The sequence below is a fragment of the Methylophilus sp. 3sh_L genome, assembly GCF_046766015.1.
Lineage (GTDB): Bacteria > Pseudomonadota > Gammaproteobacteria > Burkholderiales > Methylophilaceae > Methylophilus.
Window position 1 is genome coordinate 386,971 of record NZ_JBKOUF010000002.1, and the last position, 26,907, is coordinate 413,877.

Sequence of the window (26,907 nt, forward strand, 5' to 3'; positions counted from 1 at the left end):
CAAAATACGCCCCGTTGTTTATAGAAATATTCAATCAGGGAAAATTTATGAATTCAAAATTACACCGCATTTTGTCTGCGGCGTTGGCTGGTGGCTTGCTTGCAGGTTTATCACTGACCGCAATGGCAGATTCCAATATTGATCTCGTACAGGCTTTAGTTGCAAAAGGCGTACTCACTGAAGAAGAAGGTGCCTTGCTTATGAAAGGCCGTACGAATGAAGTAGAAGTCCAAAAGAAAAAAGAGAGCAAAAGTTGGACAAGTCGCGTCAATATTCGTGGTTATGTACAGAACCGTGTAACTAAAATGATTGGTGATGACGGCGATAACCCAAGAAATCCTGTTGATTTATGGTCTGATCGTTCTGTAGGTACCGATGACTCTATTAATGCGGACAAGAATTTTCTGATTCGCCGAGCACGTATCATTGTTTTTGGCGATTATGGTGATCATTTAAGCTACTACATTCAACCAGATTTTGCTTCATCAGCCAGTGGTACTAACAACATCGCACAATTGCGTGATGCGTACGGTGACATCAATATTGATAAAGCCAAAGTACACCGGGTTCGTGTCGGTCAATCTAAAGTGCCTTATGGTTTTGAGAACTTGCAGTCCTCTTCAAACCGTTTAGCGATGGATCGTGTTGATGCATTGAACAGTGCGGTTCGCGACGAACGCGATACGGGTGCATTCTATTACTATACCCCAGAGAACGTTCAAGCTATGTTTAAAGAGATTAATGACAAAGGGCTTAAGCACTCAGGTAATTACGGTATGTTGGCTTTAGGTCTCTATAATGGTCAAGGTGCAAACCGTAGCGATGCGAACGATAATTATCATGTAGTGGCTCGGGCTACATATCCATGGAAAACTGAAACTGGCCAGATTTATGAGGCGGGTATTCAAGGCTATCATGGACAATATGTTCCTACGATTGGTCGTTACAACTCAGCTTTCGGTACAGGGTCCTCTTCCAGTGCACTTAGTAGTTCAACAGGTCGATCAACTGTAGCTGGCACAACTACTGCTCAGCCTGTTATTGGCGCTCAAAATGCCAAAGGGTATGAAGATCAGCGCGTAGGTGTTTCATTTATTATGTATCCACAACCGTTTGGTCTACAAGCAGAGTGGAACTGGGGTAATACACCAGGCTTGGATTTAGCACAGAACAGAATTGAAGATAAACACTTGCAAGGCGGTTATGTTCAGGCCATGTATAAAATTGATAATTTCCAGTTCCTTGAGACCAATGGTACTTTGATCCCATTTATCAAATGGCAATATTTTGATGGTTATAACAAAGCTGAAACTAACGCTCCAGAAAACCATGTTAACGATTGGGAGTTTGGTCTAGAGTGGCAATTGGCACCAGAAGTGGAAATTATGGCCGAATACCACCGTATGAAGCGTAACAATTTGGTTACCGGTAACCGCACAGGCACCCAAGATTACCAAAGCTTTACTGCTGACGCGTTGCGTGTGCAGGTGCAGTACAACTTCTAATTTAGTTTTTACGAATCTCAAACTCAAATCCCGCATACGTGCGGGATTTTTTTTAATCCCTATATAGTTAAAAGAAATATAAAAATAACAAATAATTATTTTTTAAACTATAAATAGTTTGAAATAATGCCGTTCATTCAATGCAGTGAGAGGCAATATGTCTACAGAACAATATAAATCTGAGAGTGCAACGGATGCGGCTGTTTTAGCTGCTGTTGCTTCCGCCATTGCTGCGGTACAGAAGGATACTGGCTACGGCTCCATAGAGATCACTGTGCATGATGGCCGGGTGACACAAATCGAGCGACGCGAAAAAGTCCGCTTTGATTATCAAAGCAAATTCAAAAAGTAAGCAAGTCTTTAGCAAACACTGACCAGGCCGCTGGAAGTCATTCAATTTCGGGAGAATTACATGCAGTTAAAAAAAATGAGTCTCGCACTGGCGACCGCAAGCTTGTGGTGGTTGGGAGGGGGCGTGGCCTGGGCAGAAGAGGCACCGCTTGCAGAGACACAAGTAGAGGATACTGAGCAACAAAATAAAATCAAGGCACGTCTTGCTGAAATCAAGGCAGAAGAAAAGGCCGCTGCCAAAGCTGCGAATGGTTATTACGTAGAGCGTCGCAGCTACGGGACACAAAAAGAAACCGAGCCACCGCGCTATGTTAAACAGCTGAATAAAACCTGGCTCAAAGATTACGATTCCTTCGCAGATGTGGATTGGCTGGATATCGGCTTTGAGCATCGCGCCCGTTTTGAAAGCCGTCAAAATGACTTTCGCCGTGCGCAAGAAAACATTGATGATCCGATTCTATTGCGTACACGCGCTTATCTTGGTCTGAAGAATATCTTGGATCCTTTCCGTTTTGCGGTTGAGGTGCAGGACTCACGCCGGAATCACAGTGATTACAATGGCTTTAGTGACCCTAGAATCTCCAATGACCCCAAAGATATTGATCATGCAGACTTTATCCAGGGCTACTTGGAGTTGTATTTCAAAGACAGCATTTTTGGCAAAGATGATTTAGGCAATAGCCGCCCATTTTGGGTACGTGGGGGCCGCTTGGCCTGGGAAGATTTGGATCGACGTTTGATCGCCCGTAACGAATGGCGTAACACGACAAACTCATTCCAAGGGATACGTGCCAACATTGGTGAGAAGAAAAATGACTGGCAGTTGGAAGCCTTTGCAGTTCAACCTGTGCAACGCTTTGCAAACCAATTGGATCAGGTTGACCATGCCCAGAAGTTTTATGGTTTAGTCGGCGATTGGCGTGGTTGGTCTGAATACTTGACGATACAGCCGTATTACTTTTATCTCAAACAGAATGGTGACCGCGTTCAGTTTGATGGTAATGGAGCCTCTTATAACGACCGTAGCGTTTACAGTGCGTTAAGACAGGCCCAAGCGGAAGTCGATCGTGAGATTAATACAGGAGGGATTCGAGTCTTCGGTATTGTTCCGAATACACAATGGGATTTTGACGCTAGCTACATCAAACAATGGGGCCACGTTCAGCGATTTATCGGATCAAATGTAGCTTCTGGCCGTTATATTACCGTTGATCACGATGCGTTTGCCTATAACGCAGAAGTTGGCTACACGTTTAACAAGCATGCGTGGAAACCACGATTTAGTGGTTTTTATGGGGTAGCCAGTGGCGACCATGTTTCTAGTGGCAGCGCAAGCACAGATACATCAGCGAATCAGGGCTTTGATCGTTTGTTCGGTTTTGCACGTCCTTGGTCTAATAACGACTACATTCAAATGAACAACATTCGCGCGACTAAAGTGCGGGCAGAGTTCGACCCTAAAGTGCCCTTTTGGGACAATGTAAAAGTGGACACTGGTTTTAGCTGGTATCGGCTTGACAGTGCAACAGACCGATGGGCGGCTGGAAGCAACTTGGTGGATATCACGGGTAGGTCGGGGACAGATTTAGGCAAAGAGGTCGATCTGCGAGTTCGCTTTCCGTTGAATCAGTATGCCTCACTTAACTTAGGCTACGCCCATTTTTGGGCCGGCGATTTTGTCAAAAATGCGATCAAGATTGCGTCAAATAACAATGATCCTACGCGTTCACTAAGCTCTGACTTTTTCTACACAGAATTAACCCTATTAGGTTTCTAGATCAAAGGATGCACATGAATTTTAAACAAAAAATCAGGCAGTTATATTTAATCGCCTCACTGGCTGCACCATTTTCAGTCTGGGCCGCCGACGTCAACCTGCTCAATGTGTCTTATGACCCGACACGTGAGTTGTATCAAGACTACAACGAAGCCTTTGCCAAATATTGGAAAGCCAAGACGGGGGACAACGTCATCGTCAAGCAATCACATGGCGGTTCCGGTAAACAGGCTCGTTCTGTGATTGATGGCCTGCAGGCCGATGTGGTGACACTCGCTTTGTCTTATGACATTGACGAGATTGGCTCAAAAGGCCGTTTGTTTGGCCCGGACTGGCAGAAACGTCTTCCGCACAACAGTTCGCCTTATACCTCGACCATTGTGTTTTTGGTGCGTAAAGGCAACCCGAAAAACATCAAGGACTGGAATGATCTGGTTAAGCCTGGCATCTCGGTGATTACGCCTAACCCCAAAACTTCTGGAGGGGCGCGTTGGAATTACCTGGCTGCGTATGGTTATGCGCTCAAGCAAAACAATAATGACGAGGCGAAAGCCAAAGATTATTTGAAAAAACTGTTTAAAAACGTGCCGGTATTAGACAGCGGTGCGCGTGGCGCGACTACGACTTTTGTGGAGCGTGGCATTGGTGATGTGTTGCTGGCTTGGGAAAATGAAGCCTTCCTGGCCTTAAAAGAGCTGGGCCCGGACAAGTTTGATTTGGTGGTGCCTTCGTTATCAATTCTGGCAGAGCCACCGGTGACTGTGGTGGACAAAAATGCCAAGCGTCATGGCACCGAGGCGGTTTCTAAAGCCTACCTGGAATATTTGTACAGTGAAGAAGGCCAGGAAATCGCAGCTAAAAACTATTACCGTCCAACCTTGGAATCTGTGGCTAAAAAATACGAAAAACAGTTTCCTAAAGCTAATCTAATCAAGATTGACGAAGCGTTTGGCGGCTGGCAGAAAGCACAGAAGACACACTTTTCCGATGGTGGTGTGTTCGACGAGATTTACCAGAAGTAAGGATTCAGAGTCAGCAGTGCATTTGAGAAAAAGGCATTTACCCAATGCCTTTTTCTTTCTCTACAACAGGAGAGTTTTTATGTCAAAAGCATTAGTGATTGGTGGTGACCGCATTGAAGGCATCAAGCAGGTGTTGCACGCGCAGGGGATCGATAAAATTGATCACTGGACGGGCAGGAAACCTGGCGATGTCAAACGTGAGTTGCCTGTGAATGTGAACGTGATTGTGCTGGTGACTGGCTGGCTCAATCATTCCATGATGTACCGCATCAAGCATGTGGCGCATAAGCGTGGACTCAAAGTCGTGTATACCCGGAATAGTGCAGACGGCATGCAGCGCGTATTAGAGGCCGCGTAATCTGCCGGTGCTTGCTTGCCAAATGCAACGCTTATTTAAAGTCTGATCTAAATTTATGCCCTTTTTTGACCGTTAAGCCTCAAGGGATTTAAGGTTTAATGACATTGCTCAAGAAAGTTTTGTGACAAGCGCACAAAATGGAGTAATTAAGGTTTTTAAGGGTTAATAATGAGTCAGAACGGGATTGGCGAGCAGTCAGCGCCACTCAATGAAAACACCACACAGCGGCAGTTTATGCGGCATCGTCTTGTCCGAAAGGTACAAGAAAATACCCATTTTCTGGCGATGACCAGCATGGTGTGTGGCTTGTTGGGCTTTCCGCATTATCTGCTCGATGTAGACAACAATATCTGGCTGGCGCAGTTATTGACTTACCTGACGTTTATTCTGGTCAGCTACAATCTGTTGCTCGAAAATGGCCGTAATAATTTGGCCATGCTCACCATGTCTCTGGTCACCATTAGTTTATTTGTGGTGCAACTGTCGCCCTATGCGGCTGATTTTAACGATACCGCCACTATTTTGCGCGCGGCTGGCCAAAACGGCCTGCATGCTACTTCCAGCAGCTGGGAGTTTATTGCCGGCGGTGTGTTGGCTTGCCTGATTGCCGTCTCTTACCTTTTCCAGCGCCATCAGTATGTGGCGGCGAGCCAAGGGGTGTTGTGTATTGCCGTAATGATCCCCTTGATCCCCTTGTTAGGCTTGCTGTGCGGGATAGCTAATCCCTATGGCGTCATGTCGCCTTTGACCACTTTAAGCGGTATGCTTTGTGCCTTTGGTTTGCTGGCCAGGCATGCGTCGCATCCGCCCATGAGTTACCTGCTGCTGATGGATGACACCGGCAAGCAGATCCGTTCCAGTATTTTATTGTTGAGTATTTGCGCTATTTTGCTGGCCAGGGCAGGGGTTATGTTTGGCGATAATATGCGTGGCCTACCGCTGGTCGTACTGGTTTCGTTGATTGCCATTATTTATACTTTGTCGGTCACTTACTATCATCAAGGGCAGGTCAGTGAAAAGATTCTGCCAGCGACCGATATGGACTTCGCCAGCCAGGTTGAAACGGCGCTGGACAGTCAGCAGTTTTTCATGATGTACCAGCCGCAGGTGGACTTTAACACTGGCAAACTCAAGGGTGTAGAGGCGCTGGTCCGCTGGCGTCATCCTGACAAAGGCATTATCTCGCCGGAAAAATTTATCCGTGTCGCCGAGCTGACGGGCCTGATTGTGCCTTTGGGTAAGTGGATCATGCGTACGGCCTGTCTGCAGGCGGCACAATGGAATGATCATCCCGTTCTTGGCAAAATTGAGGTTTCAGTCAATGTCTCCCCACTACAGCTTAAATCTGGCACTTTGGTTGAAGATATCCTGCATATTTTGCAAGAGACCGGATTAGCGCCTGAGCGTCTTGTCGTCGAATTAACCGAGAGTTCTTTTGTACAAGACGATGGTGAAAACGCGCGCTTGATGCATCAATTGAAAGAAGCGGGCATCAAACTGGCCATTGATGATTTTGGTACCGGTTATTCCTGCCTGTCTTATTTACGCGATATTCCTGGCGACTACCTCAAGGTAGACCGCTCGTTTGTATTGGAGCTGCCTGGCCACAATAAAGCTGAAGCAGTGATTCAGGCCATTGTCAGCCTGGGCAAAAGCCTGGACTACCGCATTATTGCCGAAGGGGTAGAAACCCAGGCACAAGCCGATTTTCTCAAAGCCATTGGCTGCGATATCGTGCAAGGCTTTTTATATGCCAGACCGCTGGAAGCCGAAGCATTGCCACAGTGGGTTTCAGCCGCGCAGGCTGATCCCAAGGTCTGATTTCTCCCTACTCCACTCTTTACCCTCTTTTCCTGATACCAGTCATGGTCAGGACTTTTTCCCTCGTTTAGGCGCTGTTAACTCTGCTATAAAATCTCTATATTTTATAGCGAATCTATTATTTATATCAATTAATTTGATATAAAGAGTGGAAAATTGCCATCTTATTTTGCTTTGGTGCCAATCTATTTCGCATATAGTAAATGTCATCGCCTGTGCCAGCATGGGCGCCGAAAAGATCACGAGAGGGAGGCACTATGTCAGTTTCCAGTGTTGACTGGTCTACTGAGCGTCATCACGCATCTTCAACGCAGCAGCTGTATATGCGTCACCGGTTTTTAAGAACCGTGCAAAAGTTTTCACCTTGGCTGGCGGTGATCAGTATTGTGACGGTGTTATGGGGCTTACCTTTTTTGCCGGCACAGCCTGTGGCCGGTCTGTTTTTGCTACAAAGCTGCGCGTATCTGATCTTTATCGCCACCAGCCTGGCGGTGGTGCACCGCACCTGGCATCACAAGCGGCTAACCAGCTTGTTGATGCTGGTGGTAATGGCAGGCTTTCTACTGCAACTTTATGCCATGCGCAGCCAGCTCCTGTCATCGGATGTAGAGCCGCTGCCCCTAAGTGCTTTGTTACTCCCCGGCGGCAATACACTTTTTGACCTGGTCATGTCTTTGTTTGTATTACTCGCCTGCCTGCTACATCGTCGCCAGTTCAACCGCTCCAGTCAGGCGCTACTCAGTATCGCGGTGATGATGCCGGTCACCGGCGTGCTTGCCTTGGCATACCACATCCCCAATGCGTACGGCCAAATTTCCTTGTTATCTTCGATTGGCGGCTCCTTATGTGCGGCGGCGCTGTTGGCTAAACAAATTACCTCTACCCCCATGAGTTACCTGCTGTTGCTGGATGATACTGGCAAACATCTGCGATGGATTGTCTGTATTTTGTTTCTCTGCGCCATCGGCTTGGGCGCGTTAGGCGTGTTTTTTGGACACAATCCGCGATTGACGCCTTTACTCATTACCCTGGCCTTGATTTGCATCATGAGTATCATGACATTGACCTATTACCACAAAGGCGTGATGCACGAGCAGGTGTTGCCGCCGGAAGATTTGGCTTTTGCCAGCGAACTGGAGTCTGCCATTGCACAAGAAGAGTTTTACCTGGTTTATCAACCGCAGCTGGATTTTAAAACGGGTCAGCTGATTGGGGTAGAGGCCCTGATTCGGTGGCAGCATCCGCAGCAAGGCACTGTGCCGCCCAACCAGTTTATCGGCGTGGCCGAGCTGACCGGATTGATTGTCCCTATGGGCGCCTGGGTATTGAAAGCCGCCTGCGCGCAAGTAGCCTCTTGGACAACAGGCGTATTGAGCCAGGCCAAGGTGTCGGTCAACGTCTCGCCTTTGCAGTTGAATACCGAGTGTTTTGCAGAATATGTGTTGCAGGTATTACAAGAAACGGGGCTGGCACCAGAGCGACTAGTGATTGAGCTGACTGAGAGTGCTTTTATCCATGCAGATTGCACGCGTAGCGAACGTCTGCAAAAACTCAAGCAACATGGCATTAAATTGGCGATTGATGATTTTGGGACAGGCTATTCCTGTTTGTCTTATTTACGGGATATTCCCGGCGATTACTTGAAAGTAGACCGCTCTTTTGTCAATGATATTCCAGGCAAAGAGCGCTCGGAGGCGGTGACCAGTGCCATTGTGGTGTTAGGTAAAAACCTGCATTACCAGATTGTGGCCGAAGGCGTGGAAACCGAAGCCCAGGCTGACTACCTGAAGTCGCTGGGTTGCGACCTGGTGCAAGGATTTTTATATGCGAAACCGATGACTGCACAGGCGCTACAAGCCTGGGTAGCGGAACGGGAGGCCCTTGTTTAAGCCATCACGCCTCACACGTCTTGCAATTAAACGCCTTACTATCAAACACCTAGCTATCAAAGCTACGCTGATTCAGCTTGGAACGTACCAGCTCAATATGCGCACGCAACTCGTAGGCATACTGTGAAAAAGGCACCGGCAGTTTGACATTCACCACCTTGGTTTCAATGTCATTCAGCTTATCCATGCACTGGCGTAGATCCTCCGCAGTTTTAATCTCTTGCAGCTGGGTATCCAGAAAGCGTAACTCACCGTAATAACGGAACAGTTTGCGCTTGACCAGCCACACATACACCATCGGGATAATCTTGGTCAGCGGGATCAGCAAAGCCAGCAATGGCAGGATCACGATCAGGGTGCGGTTGACGAATGTTGCCGCCCAGAATGGCAGGTACTTATCAATAATCGGCAGGCCGGACTTGTAGAAATTCAATGCCTGCGTACTGATCGGAAAATCCGTGTCTTTGGCAGAAGGGAACTCGCCTTTGCTGTTAAACATGCTGGGTCCGCCATGCACTTCAGCAATCACTTTCATCATCAGATAAATCAGTGCCGGATGCATGCTGTCCTTAATCACCAGCGTCGCGGTTGGCGCCACCAGATGCACATCATGACTGGGAATATTGCGCGCCAGGTCCATGGCACCTTCAGGTAGTACCAGATGATGCATAAAGGCAAACTTGCGTGAAAAGGCCTCTGCAGTATCCATGCTCACCATGGTCAGGTGCTTGTCGGCAATCAATTCACGTACTACGCTGGAGTTGGCGACATCGACAAAAAAAGCGGCATCCAGCTTGCCTGCCTGCAGCGCCGCCACTGCTTCCTCTGCCCCGATGGTCACCAGCGTGCTATTGGTCGCGTTGATGCCACTTTCGGTGAGTAAGGTATTGGCCAAAAAATGGGTGCCATTGCCAGGATAGCCAATGCCGATGCGTTTACCTTTGAGTGATGATAAATGCGTGGTTTCAGTTTTACACCGGCAAAAAATCCACACTGGCTGGTAATACAAGCTGCCTAGTGACAACAGTGAACCCGCGCCTTCACTATGCGCAACCCCATCCTGGATAAAAGCAATATCCACATTCGAGTCCGGGTCCTTGAGCAAACGCAGGTTTTCATCATCGCCTGCCGTTTTACGGATCTCTAAAGTAATGCCTTCTTTTTTAAGGTAGACCCCATAAATTGCGGCAAACGCATTGTAGTTGAGGTCGGCTTCCCCGGTGGCAATCACGATATTACGTGGGGGGGCAGGGTCTATGAATTTATAGGCAAAAAAGAGCGCCAGGCAAATGAGCAGGAAGGAGGGCAGCGTGGCTTCCAGCATTTCACGCGTGAAAATGGCAGTAAATTTGTTATTGCGCGGGTCAAATTTCATGAGGTTCAAGCGTCTTGAGATTAAAGAATCGCGAGCACGTTGGCTGGCATGCTGATTCTACAGAGGCTTGCCACGAATGTCACAGCCTGATCAAATGAAAAGTAGCCCCAGCCGTTGCCACACAAAGCTAACAAAGACTGGGGCTGCTCTAGGCTGGCACTAGGCGTGATAAGACGCTAAGCGCTGCAGTACTGCAATCATGCGGTCAATTTCTTCATAGGTGTTGTAAAACGCCAGCGAGGGACGGACGGTGGTTTCTACGCCAAAACGGCGCAAAATTGGATGCGCACAATGATGACCAGAACGCACCGCAATGCCTTCTTCATTCAACGCCGCACCAATCTCTTCGCTTTGATAACCCTTGAGCGCAAAGGACAGCACACTGGCCTTATGTTTGGCTGTCCCGATCAGGCGCAGGTTGGGGATCTGGCACATGGCTGCCGTGGCATACTCCAGCAAGGCATGCTCGTAGGCGGCAATATTCTCGATGCCCAGGCGTTCTACATACTGCAAGGCAGCACCTAGTCCAACCGCATCGGCGATATTGCCGGTACCCGCTTCAAATTTGGCCGGGGCGGCGTGATACACCGTTTTCTCGAATGTCACGTCCTGAATCATATTGCCGCCACCTTGCCAGGCAGGCATGTCCTGCAATACGTCGGCTTTGCCATACAAGGCACCAATGCCCGTGGGGCCAAAAATCTTGTGCCCGGAAAACACAAAAAAATCAGCATCCAGCGTTTGCACATCGGTCCGCATATGTGACACCGATTGCGCGCCATCCAGCAGCACTTTTGCACCTGCCCTGTGAGCCATGGCGATCATTTCCTGGGCGGGGGTCACCGTACCCAAGGCATTAGATACCTGGGTAAATGACACCAGCTTGGTTCTTGCTGTCAGCAGTTTCTGGTATTCCTCCAGCAAAATCTGGCCGCTGTCATCTACGGGAATCACTTTTAGGACTGCCCCTGTTTCCTGGCACAACTGCTGCCAGGGCACGATATTGGCGTGATGCTCCAGATGCGAGACTACAATTTCATCCCCTTGACCCAGATGCTTTTTGCCCCAGGTTTTGGCAACCAGGTTAATCGCTTCCGTGGTTCCGCGTACAAAAATCACCTGATTCACCGAGGGCGCATTAATAAAGCGCCGTACGGTTTCGCGTGCTTCTTCATACGCATCTGTCGCGCGCGCGGCCAAGGCGTGGGCGGCACGGTGAATGTTGGAGTTCTCGTGCTGGTAAAAATGGCTGATGCGATCAATCACCACTTGCGGTTTTTGCGTCGTCGCCGCGTTATCAAACCAAACCAACTGACGGCCATTCACCCGCTCATTGAGGATAGGGAAGTCACGCCGCACCGCATGCACATCAAAGGCTGGGTGCGCAGAAGCGGGCAGGCTGCCTGTCAACCCAGGCTCGGCTTGCAAAAAGTAAAACGATTGCGCGCTGGCTACTGGCGGTTTAGCCGCAGTTTGGGAGGAGGCGGCAGACGGAGGGGATTGAATTGCGCCCGCACCCAGCCAGCGATCCAGTTCTTGCTGGTAAGGGATCTCAATGCCCGTCCCGGCAAATGAGCCAGGGGTCAGAAAAGCAGCCTCGGGCTGCAATACATTCAGGTGGGCAGGGTGATTGTGCAATGGGTCACTGCCCAAGGCTTCGATGCCAGGGGCATACGTCAATTGCTGGGCTTGTGCCTGCTGGCTAACTGGCTGTGCCTTTGCTTGGGCAAAACTTGGCGACGCAGTACCGCCCGCGCCGCCCACATGCACTAACTGCGTAGTGAGGGAGTCTGTAGGCGGCACAGTCGGTTGTGGAGTATGCGTCGCCGATAGTGATTGCGCAAAGTCTGCCGCCGCAAACGGGGCGGTAGCCGGAAAGCCTTCGGCATAGAGATCATTCACCAGCTGCGTCAGGGTGGCAGTATCGAGGACCCCGGTATTTTCCAGCTCGCGGCCCACGCTCAGCGCAGCAGTCATCTTAGGGTGCTCACCTGGCAGTGAGGCCAAAATGGCTTCAGGTTCAAAGCTGGCTAAGTCTATAGAATTACTTGTAGTCATAGTAATGGTCAACTCCTACATCTTCCAGTACGGCAATCGCATCTTCGGTCAATACCGCCAGTGAGCAATACAGCGAGACCAGGTAAGACGCAATCGCTTTGTGGTTGATCCCCATAAAGCGCACAGACAAGCCCATGGTTTGTTGGCCAGGCAAGTTTGGCTGATACAGGCCAATCACACCTTGCTTGCTTTCGCCGACGCGCAACAACAGGATTTTTGATTTGCCATTCACGATAGGCAGCTTGTCACTTGGGATCAGTGGAACGCCACGCCAGGTTAGAAACTGTGAGCCAAACAGCGAAACGGTTGGCGGTGGCACGCCACGGCGGGTGCACTCACGGCCAAAGGCAGCAATCGCTTTGGGGTGCGCCAGGAAGAATGCGGGTTCTTTCCACACTTTGGTCAGCAACTCATCCAGGTCATCCGGTGTAGGGAAGCCATTGCGGGTTTTGATGGTTTGTGACTTGGCCACATTGTTGAGCAAGCCGTATTCTTTGTTGTTGATCAGTTCGCTTTCCTGGCGCTCTTTCACCACTTCAATGGTCAAGCGCAATTGCTCTTTGATCTGGTTATGCGGACTGCTATACAGGTCAGACACGCGGGTATGTACATCAACCACGGTGTTCACCGCATTCAACACATACTCGCGGCCCCATTCTTCATAATCCACAAAGGTGGCTGGCAACTCTTTTTCATCTTTGTTAGAGCAATCGACCGTAATCGCGTTTGGATCTTTGGCCTTGTTGACGCGGTAAATACCGGCCTCTACTGGCACCCAGTTAAGCAGATGCACCAGCCAGCGCGGGCTGATGGTGCTGAGCATGGGCACCGATTTGGTCGCGTTAGCAAGCGTTCGTGCGGCGACATCGCCTAAGGCGCTCTGAAAAGGTTGTTCTGACATAGGGTCTCCTTATTGCAATAGTTAAAAATCAAGCCGCAGCCGGAATCGGTTTGGCATCCGAATGCGCTTGTGTGAGGTGACTGTTGGCGGGCACGCTGCGTGTGACCCAGACATTGCCGCCAATAATCGAATGTTTGCCGATGGTGATGCGGCCAAGAATGGTGGCCCCGGCATACACCACCACGTAATCTTCCAGAATGGGATGACGTTCAAATTTCTTCACCAGGTGGCCATTGGCATCTTTGGGGAAATTTTTTGCACCCAATGTCACCGCCTGGTACAGGCGGACGTGATTACCAATAATCGCCGTCTCACCAATGACCACGCCAGTGCCATGATCAATAAAAAAGTAATCGCCGATACGGGCGCCAGGATGAATATCAATACCGGTTTGCGAATGGGCGATTTCGGTGATCAGGCGTGCTGTAATGGTCAAGCCCAAGCGATGCAAAACATGCGCCAGCCGGTAATGAATCAAAGCCAGAATGCCAGGGTAGCTGACCAGGATTTCATCCACACTGTCCGCGGCCGGATCGCCTTGGTAAGCCGCTTCAAGGTCGGTATCCAGTTGCAAACGCGCCGCCGGCAGTTGTTCAGCAAAGGTGAACGTCAGGGCATGCGCCTGTTCATTAAATTCGCTAGCAGGCGTGCCTGCTGCCTTAAACGCCAGTTCCAGCCGGATTTGCTGTTGTAATTCACGCAACGCTTTATCCAGCGTGGTCCCCACATAAAAGTTAATGGCATGTGGCTGAATATCAGAATCACCCAGCCGGTTGGGGAACAGCGCCGCAGCCAAGCCCTCCACGCATCTGGCCAGCACTTTACGTGAAGGCAGCTTGGGTGGTTGTGTCAAGCGCTGGCGTTGTTGCAATGCATGTTCGCGGATGCCCGCCAGTTGTTGCACGATGTGCTCGATGGCAATTTCTTGCATCGTGGATTCCTTAGTCATAGTAAGTACGCGATCGCTGACGACAGGCGAAAAAAAAGCCAGTGGCCCTGGCGGGTCACTGGCTTCCAGTTGTCTGGTCAGCATGAATCTCTTTCCACTATAGAATAATCCGCAGCAAATGAACAGGGTGGCTACTAGAATCGTTGCTTATTGATTATGTGTTTCGGTTATTAGCAGGCCCTAGCCAGCTTCATATAACTATTAAATATATTTATCTCTTAAAAAATTATTTTTAAATTACTTCGGCGCTTTTTAAACTAAAGTCACTGTTTTAATTAAAGAGTCCTTTATGTCACACTGGTTTAACGATAACGCACAATCCATCGGCAATACGCCGCTCGTGCGCCTGAACCGCCTGACCGCCCCTGGTCAGGCCACCATTTTTGCCAAAATTGAAGGCCGTAACCCGGCATATTCCGTCAAGTGCCGCATCGGTGCGGCCATGATCTGGGATGCAGAACAAAAAGGCTTGCTGGGTCCTGGAAAAGAAATCGTAGAACCTACCAGCGGCAATACCGGTATCGCGCTGGCCTTTGTGGCTGCGGCACGTGGCATCCCCATTACCTTAACCATGCCGGAGACCATGAGCCTTGAGCGGCGTAAATTGCTGATTGCATATGGTGCCAAATTGGTGCTGACTGAAGGCGCCAAAGGCATGAAAGGCGCCGTGGCCAAGGCCGAAGAAATTGCTGCATCAGATCCTGAGCGCTATGTGTTGTTGCAGCAATTCAAAAATCCGGCCAATCCGGCCATTCATGCGCAAACCACAGGCCCAGAAATCTGGCGCGATACCAATGGCGAGGTGGATATCCTGGTATCAGGCGTAGGCACTGGCGGTACCATTACCGGGGTTTCGCGTTATTTTAAACAGACTCAGGGTAAGAACATCCTCTCTGTTGCAGTAGAACCCGCGGCCAGTCCGGTATTGACCCAGTTTAGGGCGGGTGAAGCGCTCGCGCCAGCACCACACAAAATCCAAGGCATAGGCGCAGGCTTCGTGCCGGATATTCTGGATTTAAGTCTGGTAGATGACATCGCACAAGTGACAAATGAAGAGGCCATTTTATTCGCCAGACGACTGGCGCGCGAAGAGGGCATTCTGGCTGGCATTTCTTGCGGGGCGGCCGTTGCGGTAGCCGTGAGATACGCTTCCCTGCCTGAGCATGCGGGTAAAAATATCGTGGTGATTTTGCCGGATTCCGGCGAGCGCTATTTGAGTTCAGTGTTGTTTGATGGAATATTTGACGAGCAAGGGCTAAGTCTTTCTGCTTAAAGTGTCTCGGCTTAAATGCGTCTTGACTTAAATGCGTCTTGACTTAAAGTGTCTCAATTTTAAGTCTCTCAATTTAAAGTGTCACAGTATTTGCTGAGGTCCTGTTCAGGCCTGGATTGAAAACGCCAGTGCTTGCACTGGCATTTTTTATGCCCAAGGGTCTTATTATTCTTTTATGTTATAAATATATTTTATTTTATTCTTTTTAAAACTATAAAATTCCCGCTATAGTGCCTCCCTATTGAGATCAGGGAGTTTCTTATGTCGTCTTTTATCCGTCACTTATTGCTATGGGCTGCACTGGCACATGCGCCAGTACAAGCTGCTGAATTATTGAATGTTTCTTACGATGTGACGCGTGAGTTTTACAAAGAATTCAACCCTGCGTTCATCCAGTATTGGAAAGAAAAAACTGGCGAAACGGTGACCATTAACCAGTCACACGGCGGTTCAACCAAGCAGGCCCGTGCCGTGGTCGACGGTTTACCCGCAGATGTGATTACCATGAACCGTAGCGCCGACATTGATATTTTGGCGCAAAAAGCCAAATTGATCCCGGCAAACTGGCAGGCCAGATTGCCTAATAACAGCGTCCCCAGCGCTTCCCCTACGGTGTTTCTGGTACGCAAAGGCAACCCCAAGCAGATTAAAGACTGGGATGACCTGGTCAGGCCTGGCGTGGCAGCAGTGATTCCTAACCCAAAAACGTCAGGCAATGGCAAGTATAGCTATTTGGGTGCCTGGGGTTTTATCACGCAAAAAGGCGGTGATGCCAGCAAGGCGCGCCAATTCGTGACCCAGGTATTCAAACATGTGCCGGTGCTGGATACCGGTGGCCGTGGCGCAACCACCACTTTTGCCCAGCGCGAAATTGGCGATGTGTTGGTAACGTTTGAAAACGAGGCTTATTTGTTGCAAAAGGAGTTGGGTGAAGACAAGTTTGAGTTGGTGTATCCGTCTATCACCGTGCTGGCCGAGAACCCGGTGGCATTGGTAGACAAAGTGGTCGATAAAAAAGGCACGCGCAAGCTGGCACAAGCCTATCTTGAGTTTCATTTTTCGCCAGCGGGTCAGGCCTTGGCGGCCAAACATTATTTACGGCCACAAGTGGCCGAAGTGGCCCAACCCAGCTTTAAAAAGCTGAATACGTTTACGGTCAAACAAGCGTTTGGCAGCTGGAATGAAGCCGAAAACACGCATTTTAGTGATGGCGGCATCTTCGACCAGATTTATCAAAAATAGCGTTTAAACATTATTGCCTGGCGGAAACCATAGCTTAGCGCAGGCATGCCTAAACGCAGAAAGGAGTCATGATGACACAAAAACAGTTACCCCCGGAACCGGAGCACATTGTGCAATTGCGCGCCGAACTCAAGCAGGTGCTTGCGCTGGATCTGGAAGAGTTAGGCTTGCTGGAAGCCAGCTCGGGCGAATATGAAAGCACCTTTATCGGCGTGCATCTGAAAACCGCTTTTCAGCCAATTTATGACGCCAAGCAAGGCGATATTTATGGTTATGAAGCCCTGATTCGCCCCTCGTTGTTTGGCACTTTGGGGAGCACGCCCGAATTTGCCTTTACCTATGCCGAGCAGTCCGGCAAGCTGGTGCAGTTTGACCGCGTCTGCCGCTCACAGCACGTGCTTAATTACCGGGCCATCCACCAGGAAAACGGCTTGTTGTTTTTAAACGTGCATCCGAAATTACTGCTCGAGGTTAGCGCTCACGGCAAGGTATTTGAACAGATCCTGCATAAATATTCGGTGCCTACGCATCGGGTTGTACTCGAAATCAACGAGTCGCTCATTGAGCAGGATAAGCACCTGATTGCCGCCGTCGAGAATTACCGCGCCTTAGGTTATCAGATTGCGTTTGATCATGTCGGCGGCCACCAAAGCAAGCTGTACCGTTTGTGGAGTGTGCAGCATGACTTTATCAAGTTTGATGTCTCGGTGATTCAGCAGGCCGCGCAACAACCGGCTTTGGCCAAAGCGCTCAAGGGGCTGGTGTCCAGCGTACACGATCTGGGCAGTAAGCCAGTCATTGTGGGCATTGAAACCCAGCAGCAACTGGATATTGCCATTGCTGCTGGCGCGACTGTGTTGCAGGGCCACTTGCTGGCTGCACCGGTGGTGGCCAAGGTGATCAATGACCAATACCAGCACCGTACGCCTAAAGTTGCCTAACTGCTCTAGCTAAGGCGTTTTTATATAACAGGTGCTTATAAATTAATGATTATTCATTCTTTAATGATTTAAAAGAATGCAGCTATATTAGCGCCTGTTTAACGGATCACCATACATCATGGCATCACATAAAAAGAAACATTTACTCCCTGGCTTTGGCTTATCGCTCGGCTATACGCTGGTCTATTTGAGCCTCATCGTGCTCATCCCTTTAGCGGCTGTTTTTCTGCGTACCACCGAGCTCAGTCTGCACGAGTTTTGGGCCGTCGTCACGACCCCGCGCGTAGTAGCCACCTATAAATTAACCTTTGGCGCTTCATTGCTTGCGGCGCTGATTAATCTGGTGTTTGGCCTGCTGACTGCCTGGGTACTGGTGCGCTATCAGTTTTTTGGCAAAAAAGTACTAGATGCGCTGGTGGATTTACCGTTTGCCTTGCCAACTGCCGTAGCCGGGATTTCGCTGACTGCGATTTATGCCCCTAATGGTTGGCTAGGCCAGTGGCTGGAGCCACATGGCATTAAGGTCGCCTTTACCCCACTCGGCGTGGTGGTGGCGCTCACCTTTATTGGCTTGCCGTTTGTGGTGCGCACTGTGCAGCCGGTGCTAGAGGATTTTAGTGCCGAGGCTGAAGAGGCGGCTGCCAGCCTGGGGGCTAACCGCTGGCAAACGTTTTACAAAATTATTCTGCCCGCTATCTGGCCAGCCTTGCTCACCGGATTCTCGCTGGCGTTTGCCCGTGCGGTTGGCGAATATGGCTCGGTGATTTTTATTGCAGGCAATATGCCGATGATTTCCGAGATCACGCCACTCATGATCATCACCAAGCTGGAGCAATATGATTATGCGGGGGCGACCGCCATTGCGGTGGTGATGCTGGTTATTTCGTTTGTATTGCTGTTATTGATTAATTTGCTGCAATGGTGGAGTACACACCGTCACGGCGGCAAATAATTGGCCGCACTCGCTCAATCTCTAATTGAATAGAACCTTTATGCATACCACACAATTTCAACAATATCAGGGCAAAGTAGCGTATAAGCGCGCGACCTCAGAACCTACCTGGGTCCGCTGGGGGTTGATAGGCCTTGCCATGGCATTTTTAGGTCTGTTTTTGCTGGTGCCGCTGGCTGCGGTGTTTACCGAGGCCTTGCGCAAAGGCTGGGGCGTTTACCTGGCTGCGATCACTGAAGCTGATGCTTTGTCGGCGATGAAGCTGACTCTGATCGCCTCGTTGATCTCGGTGCCTCTGAATCTGGTATTTGGCGTGGCCGCCGCCTGGGCGATTACCAAGTTTGACTTTAGAGGCAAAAGCTTTTTGATTACCCTGATTGACTTGCCATTTGCGGTCTCACCGGTGATTGCCGGTCTCATCTTTGTGCTGATTTTTGGCTTGCAAGGCTGGTTTGGCGAATGGTTGATCGATCACGACCTGAAAGTCGTGTTTGCCGTGCCCGGCATTGTACTGGCGACGATTTTTGTGACTTTTCCGTTTGTGGCGCGCGAGTTGATCCCGCTCATGCAGGCGCAAGGCAAAGAAGAGGAAGAGGCCGCATTGGTATTGGGTGCCTCTGGCTGGAAGATGCTGTGGCATGTGACTCTGCCTAATGTGAAGTGGGGCCTGATTTATGGCGTGATCCTGACCAATGCCCGTGCCATGGGCGAGTTTGGCGCCGTGTCAGTGGTCTCCGGCCATATCCGCGGCCTCACCAACACCATGCCTTTGCATGTCGAGATTTTGTATAACGAATATAACTACGCGGCGGCTTTTGCTGTGGCTTCATTGCTCACGCTGCTGGCGCTGGTAACCCTGGTTTTGAAAACCTATGTCGAATGGCAAGCATCCCGCGATGCAGCCGCTATTGAAAAGGAAGTGACGGCTTAAGATGAGCATTACCATACAACAGATCAATAAAGGCTTTGGCCAGTTTAGCGCCTTACGTGATATCAATTTGCAAGTGCCGTCTGGTGAACTCGTCGCGTTATTGGGCCCGTCAGGTTGCGGTAAAACCACCCTGTTGCGCATTATCGCCGGTCTTGAGACCCCAGACAGCGGTCAAGTACTGTTTGATGGCATAGACACCACGCATGCCGATGTACGTGAGCGCCAGGTCGGCTTTGTGTTCCAGCATTATGCGCTTTTCCGCCATATGACTGTGTTTGAAAACGTCGCCTTTGGCCTGCGCGTGCGCCCCAAAGAAACGCGTCCGTCAGAAGCCGAAATCAAAAAACGCGTACATGACTTACTTAAACTGGTGCAACTCGACTGGCTGGCTGACCGCTACCCACCACAACTCTCAGGCGGCCAGCGTCAACGGATTGCCTTGGCGCGTGCCTTGGCCGTAGAACCAAAAGTACTGTTGCTGGATGAGCCATTTGGCGCGCTCGACGCCAAAGTGCGTAAAGACCTGCGCCGCTGGTTGCGCCGCTTGCATGATGAGCTACATGTGACCAGTGTATTTGTGACGCACGACCAGGAAGAAGCGCTAGAAGTGGCCGATACCATCGTCGTTATGAACCACGGCCAGGTAGAGCAGGTGGGCTCGCCACAAGCTGTTTACGATAACCCTGCCACGCCGTTTGTGTATGAGTTTCTAGGCAATGTAAACGCCTTTGAAACGCCGCAAGGCAAAGGCTTTGTACGCCCCTATGAAATTGCAGTCAGCCGCGAAGCCGACGCACAAACCATCGCTGGATCTCTCACCTACGTGCATTCAGTCGGCTCACTGGTGCGCTTGGAAATCAAGCGCGCAGACAACGAGCAATATGTCGATGTGGAGCTGGGCCGGGAGCAGTTTAATCAGTTAAGTTTTAAGCAGGGCGAGACGGTGTATTTGAAGCCGACGCAATTGCGAGTGTTTTAATTTGACTTAGTAAATACAAGGGCGCAGCGATTATGGCTGCGCTTTTTTGCATTTGTGGTAATCAACGATTGTTAAATGGCTGAAAGCAACTCATCGTTTGTAGAGAATGACTTCAACGAGTGGGCAACAAGTTGCCCACCCTACAAACTGTTTGGTCTCGCTCAATCTCAATATCCACGCCCTCAACCTCACGACCAATTTCCGTTAACAATGAGCCAAGCATGACTCCATGCTTAGGCCTCACTGCATTTTCTAAAATAAAGCGTATTTCCGCCTCGGTACTGCGGTGGTTCTGAGCCGCCCGTGCCTTGAGTGCGCGGTGTGTTTCTTCGGGTAAATTTCTGACAGTGACGACAGACATATCTGAGCACTCCATGATAAACACATAAAAAAGCTATCATTTAAAAAAATGCTGTCAAATTGACGCTTTCTCTTCAAACTCTGAGCTACTTTCCCAATTTTCAACAAAACTCCCCACCTTTGAGTCGATGAAAAGTGGAGTGGCCAGTCTCTTGATTTTCTAGCGTGCGAATGAACAAAAAAAACGCCCAAAAAACAGGCGGGTAACACAGAGAGATTTAAAATCGGTTGGTAAACCAGATGTTAGTCAGGGTTATGCGGTGCAACATATGGCCGTTTACCAATAAAATTCATTTGATGTTGGTTATGTTTAATCAATTTCTTTTCAGCTTGTTCCGGATCTTCAGCCACTAAACCAGTACCTTCCCAGGCTTGATCAGCACCCTTGGCTGGCTTATCAATAATTTTGTGGTAGGGGCGTTTCCCGATAAAGTGATTGTGATGTGACTGGCCAACACTTTGCTCGTTATCCGGTAAATCAGCAGCATTTACTTGCGCCACAAAGCCTAAAGCCAATACGGTTAAAAATAATTTTTCATTTGTAATCTCCTAAATTTGTCCTAAAGCAATTGGGACGCTTCGCTTTTCGCGTGGACCCTATGCCGTGGATTAAAAAGCGCGCTTGCCAAGCATGTGCAGTTTTTGCACTTCATGAACGTTCGCACGTCCGTTGTTACCATCCACCACCAGTGTCGCGCCTACCCAGGGTTGCTCACTGTCAGCTTTGGCAACCACTGGTTGAGCATATGGACGCTTGCTCAAAAAATGTTGGGCAGTTTGTGTTTTTTCAATCCCACCATTTTGTTCAACCGCCACTACTGGGGCAGCAACAATAAAACCAGCTATTAAAGCCATTGCAGAAATAACGTTACGCATGTTTGTTCTCCTATCTGTTAGTCAATGTGATGGCAATCTGTTAAAACCTTGCTCAATCACGATGGTTTGCATTATGTGCGGACTTTTTCCATAAATCGTCTATAGATATAGGTAGGTTGGTATATACCAAACGGCATATTTTTGTTGCTTTAAGAATAAAAAAGCAGAGGCTGAGATAAGCTATTTTCAAGGCTCAACGAGGATTCGATGATCACAATAACGGTGTAGCAATAGGGTAGCTTCCCGCAGCGCAAAGCGCACATCGACATCACATAAAAACAGTTGCTTACGGTAAGTGACTACCGTAAAAGGTAACTTGCTTTAGGAGGGTTGGCGCGGCGGTGATGCAATATTGAATCAATTTGCCAGGGATTGAACGCGTGGGCAACAAGTTGCCCACCCTACAGGGCTGGAGGCGGCACGCTGGAAGACGGTCCCGCTTGACCGAAGTGTTAGACATGGCTCAGCTTGTTCGGAGCGGGCGGCGGTGGAGCCGGCCAAGGGGCAGGTTTTGGAACCTGTCCCTTTCTATCGTCATAGCTCATTACTTTAATCCTCGTGAAATAAGTACCTGGTCTTGGCATTGTGTTTGTAGAGCTTGATCGTCAAATGGCAGGTCGGCAGCGCTCTTCGAGATATCTACGGATTTTTTCCGAAGGTCTTTGAGCTTTGCTTCGGAGAATGAACCGTTTTCAACCGCTCGCCACATTGCTTCAAATTCAATTTCTAGCAAGTGCCATTGCGACCCAACATCACACATTTTTACCGATTCTCGGGTGTAGTTCAGGAACGGCTGTACCGTTGCAACTGCCGCAGTGAGAAAAGACAAAACCTTCCACACCCACAGCTGCTGCAAATCCCCAAGCGCGGACAAGACTGCCGAGGACGACAAAAGCGCGAGCCCAATTTGTAGCCAGCTCTCTCTCTTCGAAAATTGGGCGGCTTTCGAGTGCCAATAACGCCGCTGATACTCGCACTCAAGCCACGCATCCCAAACGGCTGTTCTGTCAGATAGCGTAACCATATGTCTAACGCCCTAGGTAAGCTGCGCCGGAATGCGAAGCATGGAGGGCACCAAAAGCGCGGCTTTTGGCGTCAGCTTGACCGACGAGTTAGGCCAGCGGTGTGTGCGAGTGGGGTTTTGCATGTGTTTAACCGTTAGGTTCGAGTGTCCACAAAACTCGGGCAATGGCCGTTGTGCACGAAGGCTGAGGTTTATAACTCGACGGTCAGACATTTCGCATAGCCTGTTGGGCATTGAGGAGGTCTTCTGCTGTGATCAGATGCCCCCACGGGTCACTAGACGCTCCACTTTGAGCAGCTTTGGCAATAGCCGCAGCATGGATGACTTGAGCGTACCGCTGGACTAATGAGGGGAAGCTAGTGGAGGAGCCTTCCTTCTGTTTTAGCCATTGATTGCTCTGTTCCACGAAGCAACGAATTGGCGTGCCAGCATGCTCAATGGTGAACACCACACCATTGCCTTGATCGAAGCTTATATTGTCTAGTTGCGGCATATTGAGAGGTCTAACGTAAAACTAACCGGCGCTGCGCGGCTTTATCGCGCAGCGTCCAGCGACTGAAAGGAGCGAGGTTGAGTAATGGGGTAGCTTTCATTTTGCAAACCAAATTTCGAGAAACCTCTTTTCGCTGCCTTTGAACCAGAGATAAGCGGCTGACCACATGGAACCACAGATAACCGACCAAAAAACGAATTGTAACCAAGCGCCAATGGGCTTATCTGTGTGTGGATCGTTGAACACCTTTACGAGATCTTGGAATGGCTCGGTTAGGCAGACTGCGAGAAAGAAGATGATGCCAGCCGAAAAAGACAACGCCACAAAATACCAACAAAGCGCCAGTGAACGTGTTTGCGGTTTAGAAGCAGATAGCGATGAAGCGTCAACGCATTTGAACTCACTGTAGGGAGCGCGCCTTGGCTCTTCTCCACGAAAGAACCAAGGACGAGCTTCTCGCTTCGCGCGCTCCCAATCGTGCTTTAGAAGTAGCGCCATGCGTTCAGTGAACTCTTTGACCTGAGCATCTTTGTCTTCCACTGTGGCAAGCAACTCTGCTGCTTGAATCAATGCCCTGTCCTCTGCATCAAATGGGCTTACATTCAGGGCGAGTTGGGCACAACACAACCCGGCCGACTGGAAATCCTTTGTACGAGTTGCCTTGATGAGTGAATCGGAAAGATCACGCATGGCATTGCGCCATTTGGCGCGCTCTTGCGTGACATTTTCAATGAGAATTTTTCTCTCATTTGTACGAAGAGAAACGAGTGCCGCTACAAGCGCGGCTACTACGGTTGATGACAGAAAGACGGCGAATGATTCCAAAGCGACTCCTTTGAAAGCTAACGTAATATAGACACCGATATCGGTGTATAACTTATTTTTTGTATGTGATTGTTTATATGAGTGTCTAGCATATCTTTTTGTTTTTATTGATAATTTTTAATTTATATATTATGCATGGAACACACCTGCTGGTTGCACTATTTAAAGCTTTTAATTATTAGTAAACTCAATCTGATTATCATCAAGCTTTTACAAAAATGCAATATTAAATCTTAGCTTGTAAAAGTAGTGCCGACTGGTCTGCCACGATTGGATTGCTGTTCATAACCGATCGTTGGAAAGCAGCTATGTGCTGATAATTTAAGAAAAAAGCGCAGCATTGCTGCTGCGCTCGCATAGTTGCCTTTAATGCCAAAAACTGACATGACTAGTTTTTGATCACCTTAAACTTTCGCCAATGCCTGCCCCAAATCAGCAATCAAATCATCAATATGCTCAATCCCAACAGATAACCTGACCATATCTTCGCTCACGCCAGCACGTGCCAGTTCCTCAGCATTAAGCTGACGGTGGGTGGTGGTAGCGGGGTGGCAGGCGAGGCTTTTGGCATCGCCAATATTGACCAGGCGGGTGAACAGTTGCAGCGCGTCAATAAAGCGGGTGCCGCCTTCGCGACCGTCTTGCACGCCAAATGACAAAATGCCTGAGGCGTGGCCGTTGAGGTATTTTTTCACCAGTGCGTGGTCAGGGTGGTCTTTAAGCCCGGCGTATCTGACCCATTTTACTTTGGGGTGTTGTTTCAGGTAATTTGCGACGGCCAGCGCGTTGGTGCTGTGGCGCTCGATTCTAAGGGCGAGTGTTTCCAGGCCTTGCAGAATCAAAAAGCTATTAAATGGGCTGATGGCGGCGCCGGTGTTGCGCAAGGGGACGACGCGGGCGCGGGCGATGTAGGCGGCGGGGCCTAAGGCTTCGACGTAGTTGACGCCATGGTAGCTGGGGTCGGGCGTATTGAGGCTGGGGAAGCGTTTAGCGTGCTCGCCCCAGGGGAATTTGCCGCTATCGACAATGATGCCGCCGATGGAGTTGCCGTGACCGCCGATATATTTGGTCAGCGAGTGCACCACAATATCCACGCCGTGCTCAAAGGGACGCGACAAAATCGGCGTGGCGACGGTGTTGTCGACGATGACTGGGACGCCATGTTTGTGTGCAGCCGCGCTAATGGCGGCGAGATCGACCACATTGCCGAGCGGGTTGCCTATGGTTTCGGCAAACACCAGTTTGGTGCGGCTATCGATGAGTTTTTCCAGTGAAGCCGGATCGCGGTAATCAAAGAACCTGACTTCTATGCCTTGCTTGGGCAAGGTGTGCGCAAAAAAGTTATAGGTGCCGCCATAAAGCGTCGAGACCGAGACGATATTATCGCCTGCCTCGGCAATGGTTTGAATCGCGTAGGTAATCGCGGCCATGCCGGAAGCCAGCGCCAGTGCGCCTATGCCGCCCTCCAGTTGCGCCAGACGCTCCTCGAGTACCGCAGTGGTCGGGTTCATGATGCGCGTATAAATATTACCTTGCACCTTAAGGTCAAATAAATCTGCGCCGTGTTGCGTGTTATCAAAAGCGTAAGAGGTTGTCTGATAAAGCGGGACCGCAACCGCCTTGGTGGTTGGGTCCGGGCGATAGCCGCCATGAATGGAAAGGGTTTCTTGTTTCATCGCTCAGCTCCTGTATGGATTGTTGTGATTTATTGTATTGGTATTAAAGTATAACCCCGGTGTTAAGCCGGGGTTATACCGTTTGCTTACATGCTTATAACCACGGGTGACGGGGCGGATTCACCTGGTTTAAATAGTAGTTACCGATGGCATGAAACTTCCAGCGTACTGGGTCGTGCAAGGTATGCGTACGCGCATTGCGCCAGTGGCGGTCAAGGTTGAGCTCTTCTAGCGTTGAGCGCGTGCCGCTGAGTTCAAACAGTTTGTTACCTGCTAATAGCGCGATCTCGGTGGTAAGCACTTTGGCTTCTGCCACGGTGATTGAGGCTGCCGCGACGGTGGTTTCATTGGCTTCTGCTGCGCCTCGCGTCAGGGCCTCGGCGGCGCGGTCTAGCAAGGCTTCTGCTGCATGCAGTCGCAATTCGAGGTCGCCAATTTGCTGGATGGTGTAAGGGTCATCACTGGCATGCTGGATATCCTTGGCATCTATCCATGGCCGCGCAGACTGTTTTACGTAGTCCAGTGTCGCGGCTATCGTACCGACAGCAATGCCTGCATCGACGGCAGCCTGAATAAACTGCGAGCTGGGCCCGGCAATGGTGGGCCGGGCAAAGGCTTGGTAAATCGGCACCACATGTTCGGCAGGCACTTGTACCTCCTCAATCACCACGGTCCCGCTGGCAGTCGTGCGTTGACCAAAGCTGGACCAGTCATTGATCACCGTCAGCCCAGGGGTACCTTGTTTGGCTAGCGCCAGATAGGGCAGGCCTTCTTCAGTGGCGGCGACGATTGGAATCCAGTGCGCCAGTAAGGCGCCAGTGGCAAAAAACTTGGTGCCATTGACCACGTAAGCCTCGCCTTGCGGTTTGATGCGCGTAGCAAACTCGACCACGGTACGGCTGCCTTTTTCTGAAAAGGCATTGCCAAAGCGGGCACCTTTGAGCACTAGGTCAAAAAAGAATTGCTTCTGGTGCTCGCTGGCATCCAGGATCAGGTGTTCGATAATCACAAAATGGTTTTGTGGCAATTGGCCCAGCGAGGGGTCTGCCGCCGAAATAATTTTGATCACTTCACCCAGGGTGCGATATGACACGCCCGCGCCGCCATAAGCTTTGGGGATGGTGATGGCCCATAAGCCGCTTTGCGAAAAGGCTTCCAGTTCTGCCACCGGTAAACGGCGCTCACGGTCACGCACGGAGGCTTCTTTGGCAAAGGTCGCGGCCAGTTGTTTGGCAACGGTAATGGCTTCTTCGTCGTTGCGAATGCGGTGCGCGGCCGGAAGGGTTTCCAGCGCTGGGATGCTGATTGTCGAGGATTGACTCATGATGA

25 protein-coding genes are annotated in these 26,907 nt (G+C 49.9%); 13 read left to right on the forward strand and 12 right to left on the reverse strand.

Features of this window, described 5'->3' with window-relative positions:
• The first annotated feature begins 47 nt into the window (after nucleotides 1-47).
• The 7 genes from ACIDF8_RS07405 (at nucleotide 48) to ACIDF8_RS07435 (ending at nucleotide 8,723) form a co-directional block, all read left to right on the forward strand.
• Nucleotides 48-1,505, forward strand: a complete 1,458-nt coding sequence (locus tag ACIDF8_RS07405) for a porin (RefSeq protein ID WP_412009977.1) — start codon at nucleotides 48-50, stop codon at nucleotides 1,503-1,505.
• Nucleotides 1,506-1,662: 157 nt separating this feature from the next.
• Nucleotides 1,663-1,857 (forward strand): YezD family protein, encoded by a 195-nt coding sequence (locus ACIDF8_RS07410; RefSeq protein WP_412009978.1) that lies wholly within the window; start codon nucleotides 1,663-1,665, stop codon nucleotides 1,855-1,857.
• Between the two features lie 60 nt (nucleotides 1,858-1,917).
• A complete protein-coding gene (locus ACIDF8_RS07415; RefSeq protein WP_412009979.1) occupies nucleotides 1,918-3,633 on the forward strand; it encodes an alginate export family protein in 1,716 nt (571 codons plus the stop codon).
• A gap of 14 nt (nucleotides 3,634-3,647) precedes the next feature.
• Nucleotides 3,648-4,655, forward strand: a complete 1,008-nt coding sequence (locus ACIDF8_RS07420) for a sulfate ABC transporter substrate-binding protein (protein WP_412009980.1) — start codon at nucleotides 3,648-3,650, stop codon at nucleotides 4,653-4,655.
• Between the two features lie 79 nt (nucleotides 4,656-4,734).
• Nucleotides 4,735-5,013: a DUF2325 domain-containing protein gene (locus tag ACIDF8_RS07425; RefSeq protein ID WP_194747052.1), complete on the forward strand. Its 279-nt coding sequence runs from the start codon at nucleotides 4,735-4,737 to the stop codon at nucleotides 5,011-5,013.
• Nucleotides 5,014-5,181: 168 nt separating this feature from the next.
• Nucleotides 5,182-6,834: a putative bifunctional diguanylate cyclase/phosphodiesterase gene (locus ACIDF8_RS07430; RefSeq protein WP_412009981.1), complete on the forward strand. Its 1,653-nt coding sequence runs from the start codon at nucleotides 5,182-5,184 to the stop codon at nucleotides 6,832-6,834.
• Nucleotides 6,835-7,091: 257 nt separating this feature from the next.
• Nucleotides 7,092-8,723 (forward strand): EAL domain-containing protein, encoded by a 1,632-nt coding sequence (locus tag ACIDF8_RS07435; protein ID WP_412009982.1) that lies wholly within the window; start codon nucleotides 7,092-7,094, stop codon nucleotides 8,721-8,723.
• Between the two features lie 49 nt (nucleotides 8,724-8,772).
• On the opposite strand, the gene ACIDF8_RS07440 is transcribed toward ACIDF8_RS07435, so the two are convergent.
• The 4 genes from ACIDF8_RS07440 to epsC all read right to left on the reverse strand — a co-directional run bounded on the left by ACIDF8_RS07440 (nucleotide 8,773) and on the right by epsC (nucleotide 13,988).
• Nucleotides 8,773-10,098, reverse strand: coding sequence for a TAXI family TRAP transporter solute-binding subunit (locus ACIDF8_RS07440; protein ID WP_412009983.1), 1,326 nt, complete (start codon nucleotides 10,096-10,098; stop codon nucleotides 8,773-8,775).
• A gap of 159 nt (nucleotides 10,099-10,257) precedes the next feature.
• Nucleotides 10,258-12,156: a family 2A encapsulin nanocompartment cargo protein cysteine desulfurase gene (locus ACIDF8_RS07445; protein ID WP_412009984.1), complete on the reverse strand. Its 1,899-nt coding sequence runs from the start codon at nucleotides 12,154-12,156 to the stop codon at nucleotides 10,258-10,260.
• The gene (locus ACIDF8_RS07450) at nucleotides 12,143-13,057 is read right to left on the reverse strand and encodes a family 2A encapsulin nanocompartment shell protein (protein ID WP_412009985.1); all 915 of its coding nucleotides are present in this window, start codon (nucleotides 13,055-13,057) and stop codon (nucleotides 12,143-12,145) included. Before ACIDF8_RS07450 ends, ACIDF8_RS07445 begins: the two co-directional genes overlap by 14 nt.
• 28 nt (nucleotides 13,058-13,085) lie before the next feature.
• The gene (gene epsC / locus ACIDF8_RS07455) at nucleotides 13,086-13,988 is read right to left on the reverse strand and encodes a serine O-acetyltransferase EpsC (protein ID WP_412010052.1); all 903 of its coding nucleotides are present in this window, start codon (nucleotides 13,986-13,988) and stop codon (nucleotides 13,086-13,088) included.
• Between the two features lie 307 nt (nucleotides 13,989-14,295).
• Between epsC and cysK the strand changes: the two genes are divergently transcribed.
• The 6 genes from cysK to ACIDF8_RS07485 all read left to right on the forward strand — a co-directional run bounded on the left by cysK (nucleotide 14,296) and on the right by ACIDF8_RS07485 (nucleotide 20,324).
• The gene (gene cysK, locus ACIDF8_RS07460; RefSeq protein ID WP_412009986.1) at nucleotides 14,296-15,279 is read left to right on the forward strand and encodes a cysteine synthase A; all 984 of its coding nucleotides are present in this window, start codon (nucleotides 14,296-14,298) and stop codon (nucleotides 15,277-15,279) included.
• A 261-nt stretch (nucleotides 15,280-15,540) separates the two neighbouring features.
• The gene (locus tag ACIDF8_RS07465) at nucleotides 15,541-16,521 is read left to right on the forward strand and encodes a sulfate ABC transporter substrate-binding protein (RefSeq protein WP_412009987.1); all 981 of its coding nucleotides are present in this window, start codon (nucleotides 15,541-15,543) and stop codon (nucleotides 16,519-16,521) included.
• A gap of 71 nt (nucleotides 16,522-16,592) precedes the next feature.
• On the forward strand, nucleotides 16,593-17,462 hold the full coding sequence (locus ACIDF8_RS07470; RefSeq protein ID WP_412010053.1) for an EAL domain-containing protein: 870 nt from the start codon (nucleotides 16,593-16,595) through the stop codon (nucleotides 17,460-17,462).
• 118 nt (nucleotides 17,463-17,580) lie between these two features.
• Nucleotides 17,581-18,414, forward strand: a complete 834-nt coding sequence (cysT, locus tag ACIDF8_RS07475; protein WP_412009988.1) for a sulfate ABC transporter permease subunit CysT — start codon at nucleotides 17,581-17,583, stop codon at nucleotides 18,412-18,414.
• Nucleotides 18,415-18,454: 40 nt separating this feature from the next.
• Nucleotides 18,455-19,345 carry a sulfate ABC transporter permease subunit CysW gene (cysW, locus tag ACIDF8_RS07480; RefSeq protein ID WP_412009989.1) on the forward strand — a complete coding sequence of 297 codons (891 nt, stop codon included), beginning with the start codon at nucleotides 18,455-18,457 and terminating at the stop codon, nucleotides 19,343-19,345.
• Nucleotide 19,346: 1 nt separating this feature from the next.
• Nucleotides 19,347-20,324 (forward strand): sulfate/molybdate ABC transporter ATP-binding protein, encoded by a 978-nt coding sequence (locus ACIDF8_RS07485; protein WP_412009990.1) that lies wholly within the window; start codon nucleotides 19,347-19,349, stop codon nucleotides 20,322-20,324.
• A 112-nt stretch (nucleotides 20,325-20,436) separates the two neighbouring features.
• Here ACIDF8_RS07485 and ACIDF8_RS07490 read toward each other — a convergent pair whose 3' ends face one another.
• The 8 genes from ACIDF8_RS07490 to ACIDF8_RS07525 form a co-directional block, all read right to left on the reverse strand.
• On the reverse strand, nucleotides 20,437-20,685 hold the full coding sequence (locus ACIDF8_RS07490; RefSeq protein ID WP_412009991.1) for a FitA-like ribbon-helix-helix domain-containing protein: 249 nt from the start codon (nucleotides 20,683-20,685) through the stop codon (nucleotides 20,437-20,439).
• A 242-nt stretch (nucleotides 20,686-20,927) separates the two neighbouring features.
• Nucleotides 20,928-21,185 carry a hypothetical protein gene (locus ACIDF8_RS07495; protein WP_412009992.1) on the reverse strand — a complete coding sequence of 86 codons (258 nt, stop codon included), beginning with the start codon at nucleotides 21,183-21,185 and terminating at the stop codon, nucleotides 20,928-20,930.
• 108 nt (nucleotides 21,186-21,293) lie between these two features.
• Entirely contained in the window at nucleotides 21,294-21,560 is a 267-nt protein-coding gene (locus ACIDF8_RS07500; RefSeq protein ID WP_412009993.1) for a hypothetical protein, read from the reverse strand.
• Between the two features lie 544 nt (nucleotides 21,561-22,104).
• Nucleotides 22,105-22,584, reverse strand: coding sequence for a hypothetical protein (locus tag ACIDF8_RS07505; protein ID WP_412009994.1), 480 nt, complete (start codon nucleotides 22,582-22,584; stop codon nucleotides 22,105-22,107).
• A gap of 205 nt (nucleotides 22,585-22,789) precedes the next feature.
• Nucleotides 22,790-23,077: a hypothetical protein gene (locus tag ACIDF8_RS07510; protein WP_412009995.1), complete on the reverse strand. Its 288-nt coding sequence runs from the start codon at nucleotides 23,075-23,077 to the stop codon at nucleotides 22,790-22,792.
• Between the two features lie 96 nt (nucleotides 23,078-23,173).
• Nucleotides 23,174-23,902, reverse strand: a complete 729-nt coding sequence (locus ACIDF8_RS07515; protein WP_412009996.1) for a hypothetical protein — start codon at nucleotides 23,900-23,902, stop codon at nucleotides 23,174-23,176.
• A 404-nt stretch (nucleotides 23,903-24,306) separates the two neighbouring features.
• Nucleotides 24,307-25,578 (reverse strand): O-acetylhomoserine aminocarboxypropyltransferase/cysteine synthase family protein, encoded by a 1,272-nt coding sequence (locus ACIDF8_RS07520; RefSeq protein WP_412009997.1) that lies wholly within the window; start codon nucleotides 25,576-25,578, stop codon nucleotides 24,307-24,309.
• 94 nt (nucleotides 25,579-25,672) lie between these two features.
• Entirely contained in the window at nucleotides 25,673-26,902 is a 1,230-nt protein-coding gene (locus ACIDF8_RS07525; protein WP_412009998.1) for an SfnB family sulfur acquisition oxidoreductase, read from the reverse strand.
• Between the last annotated feature and the right edge of the window lie 5 nt (nucleotides 26,903-26,907).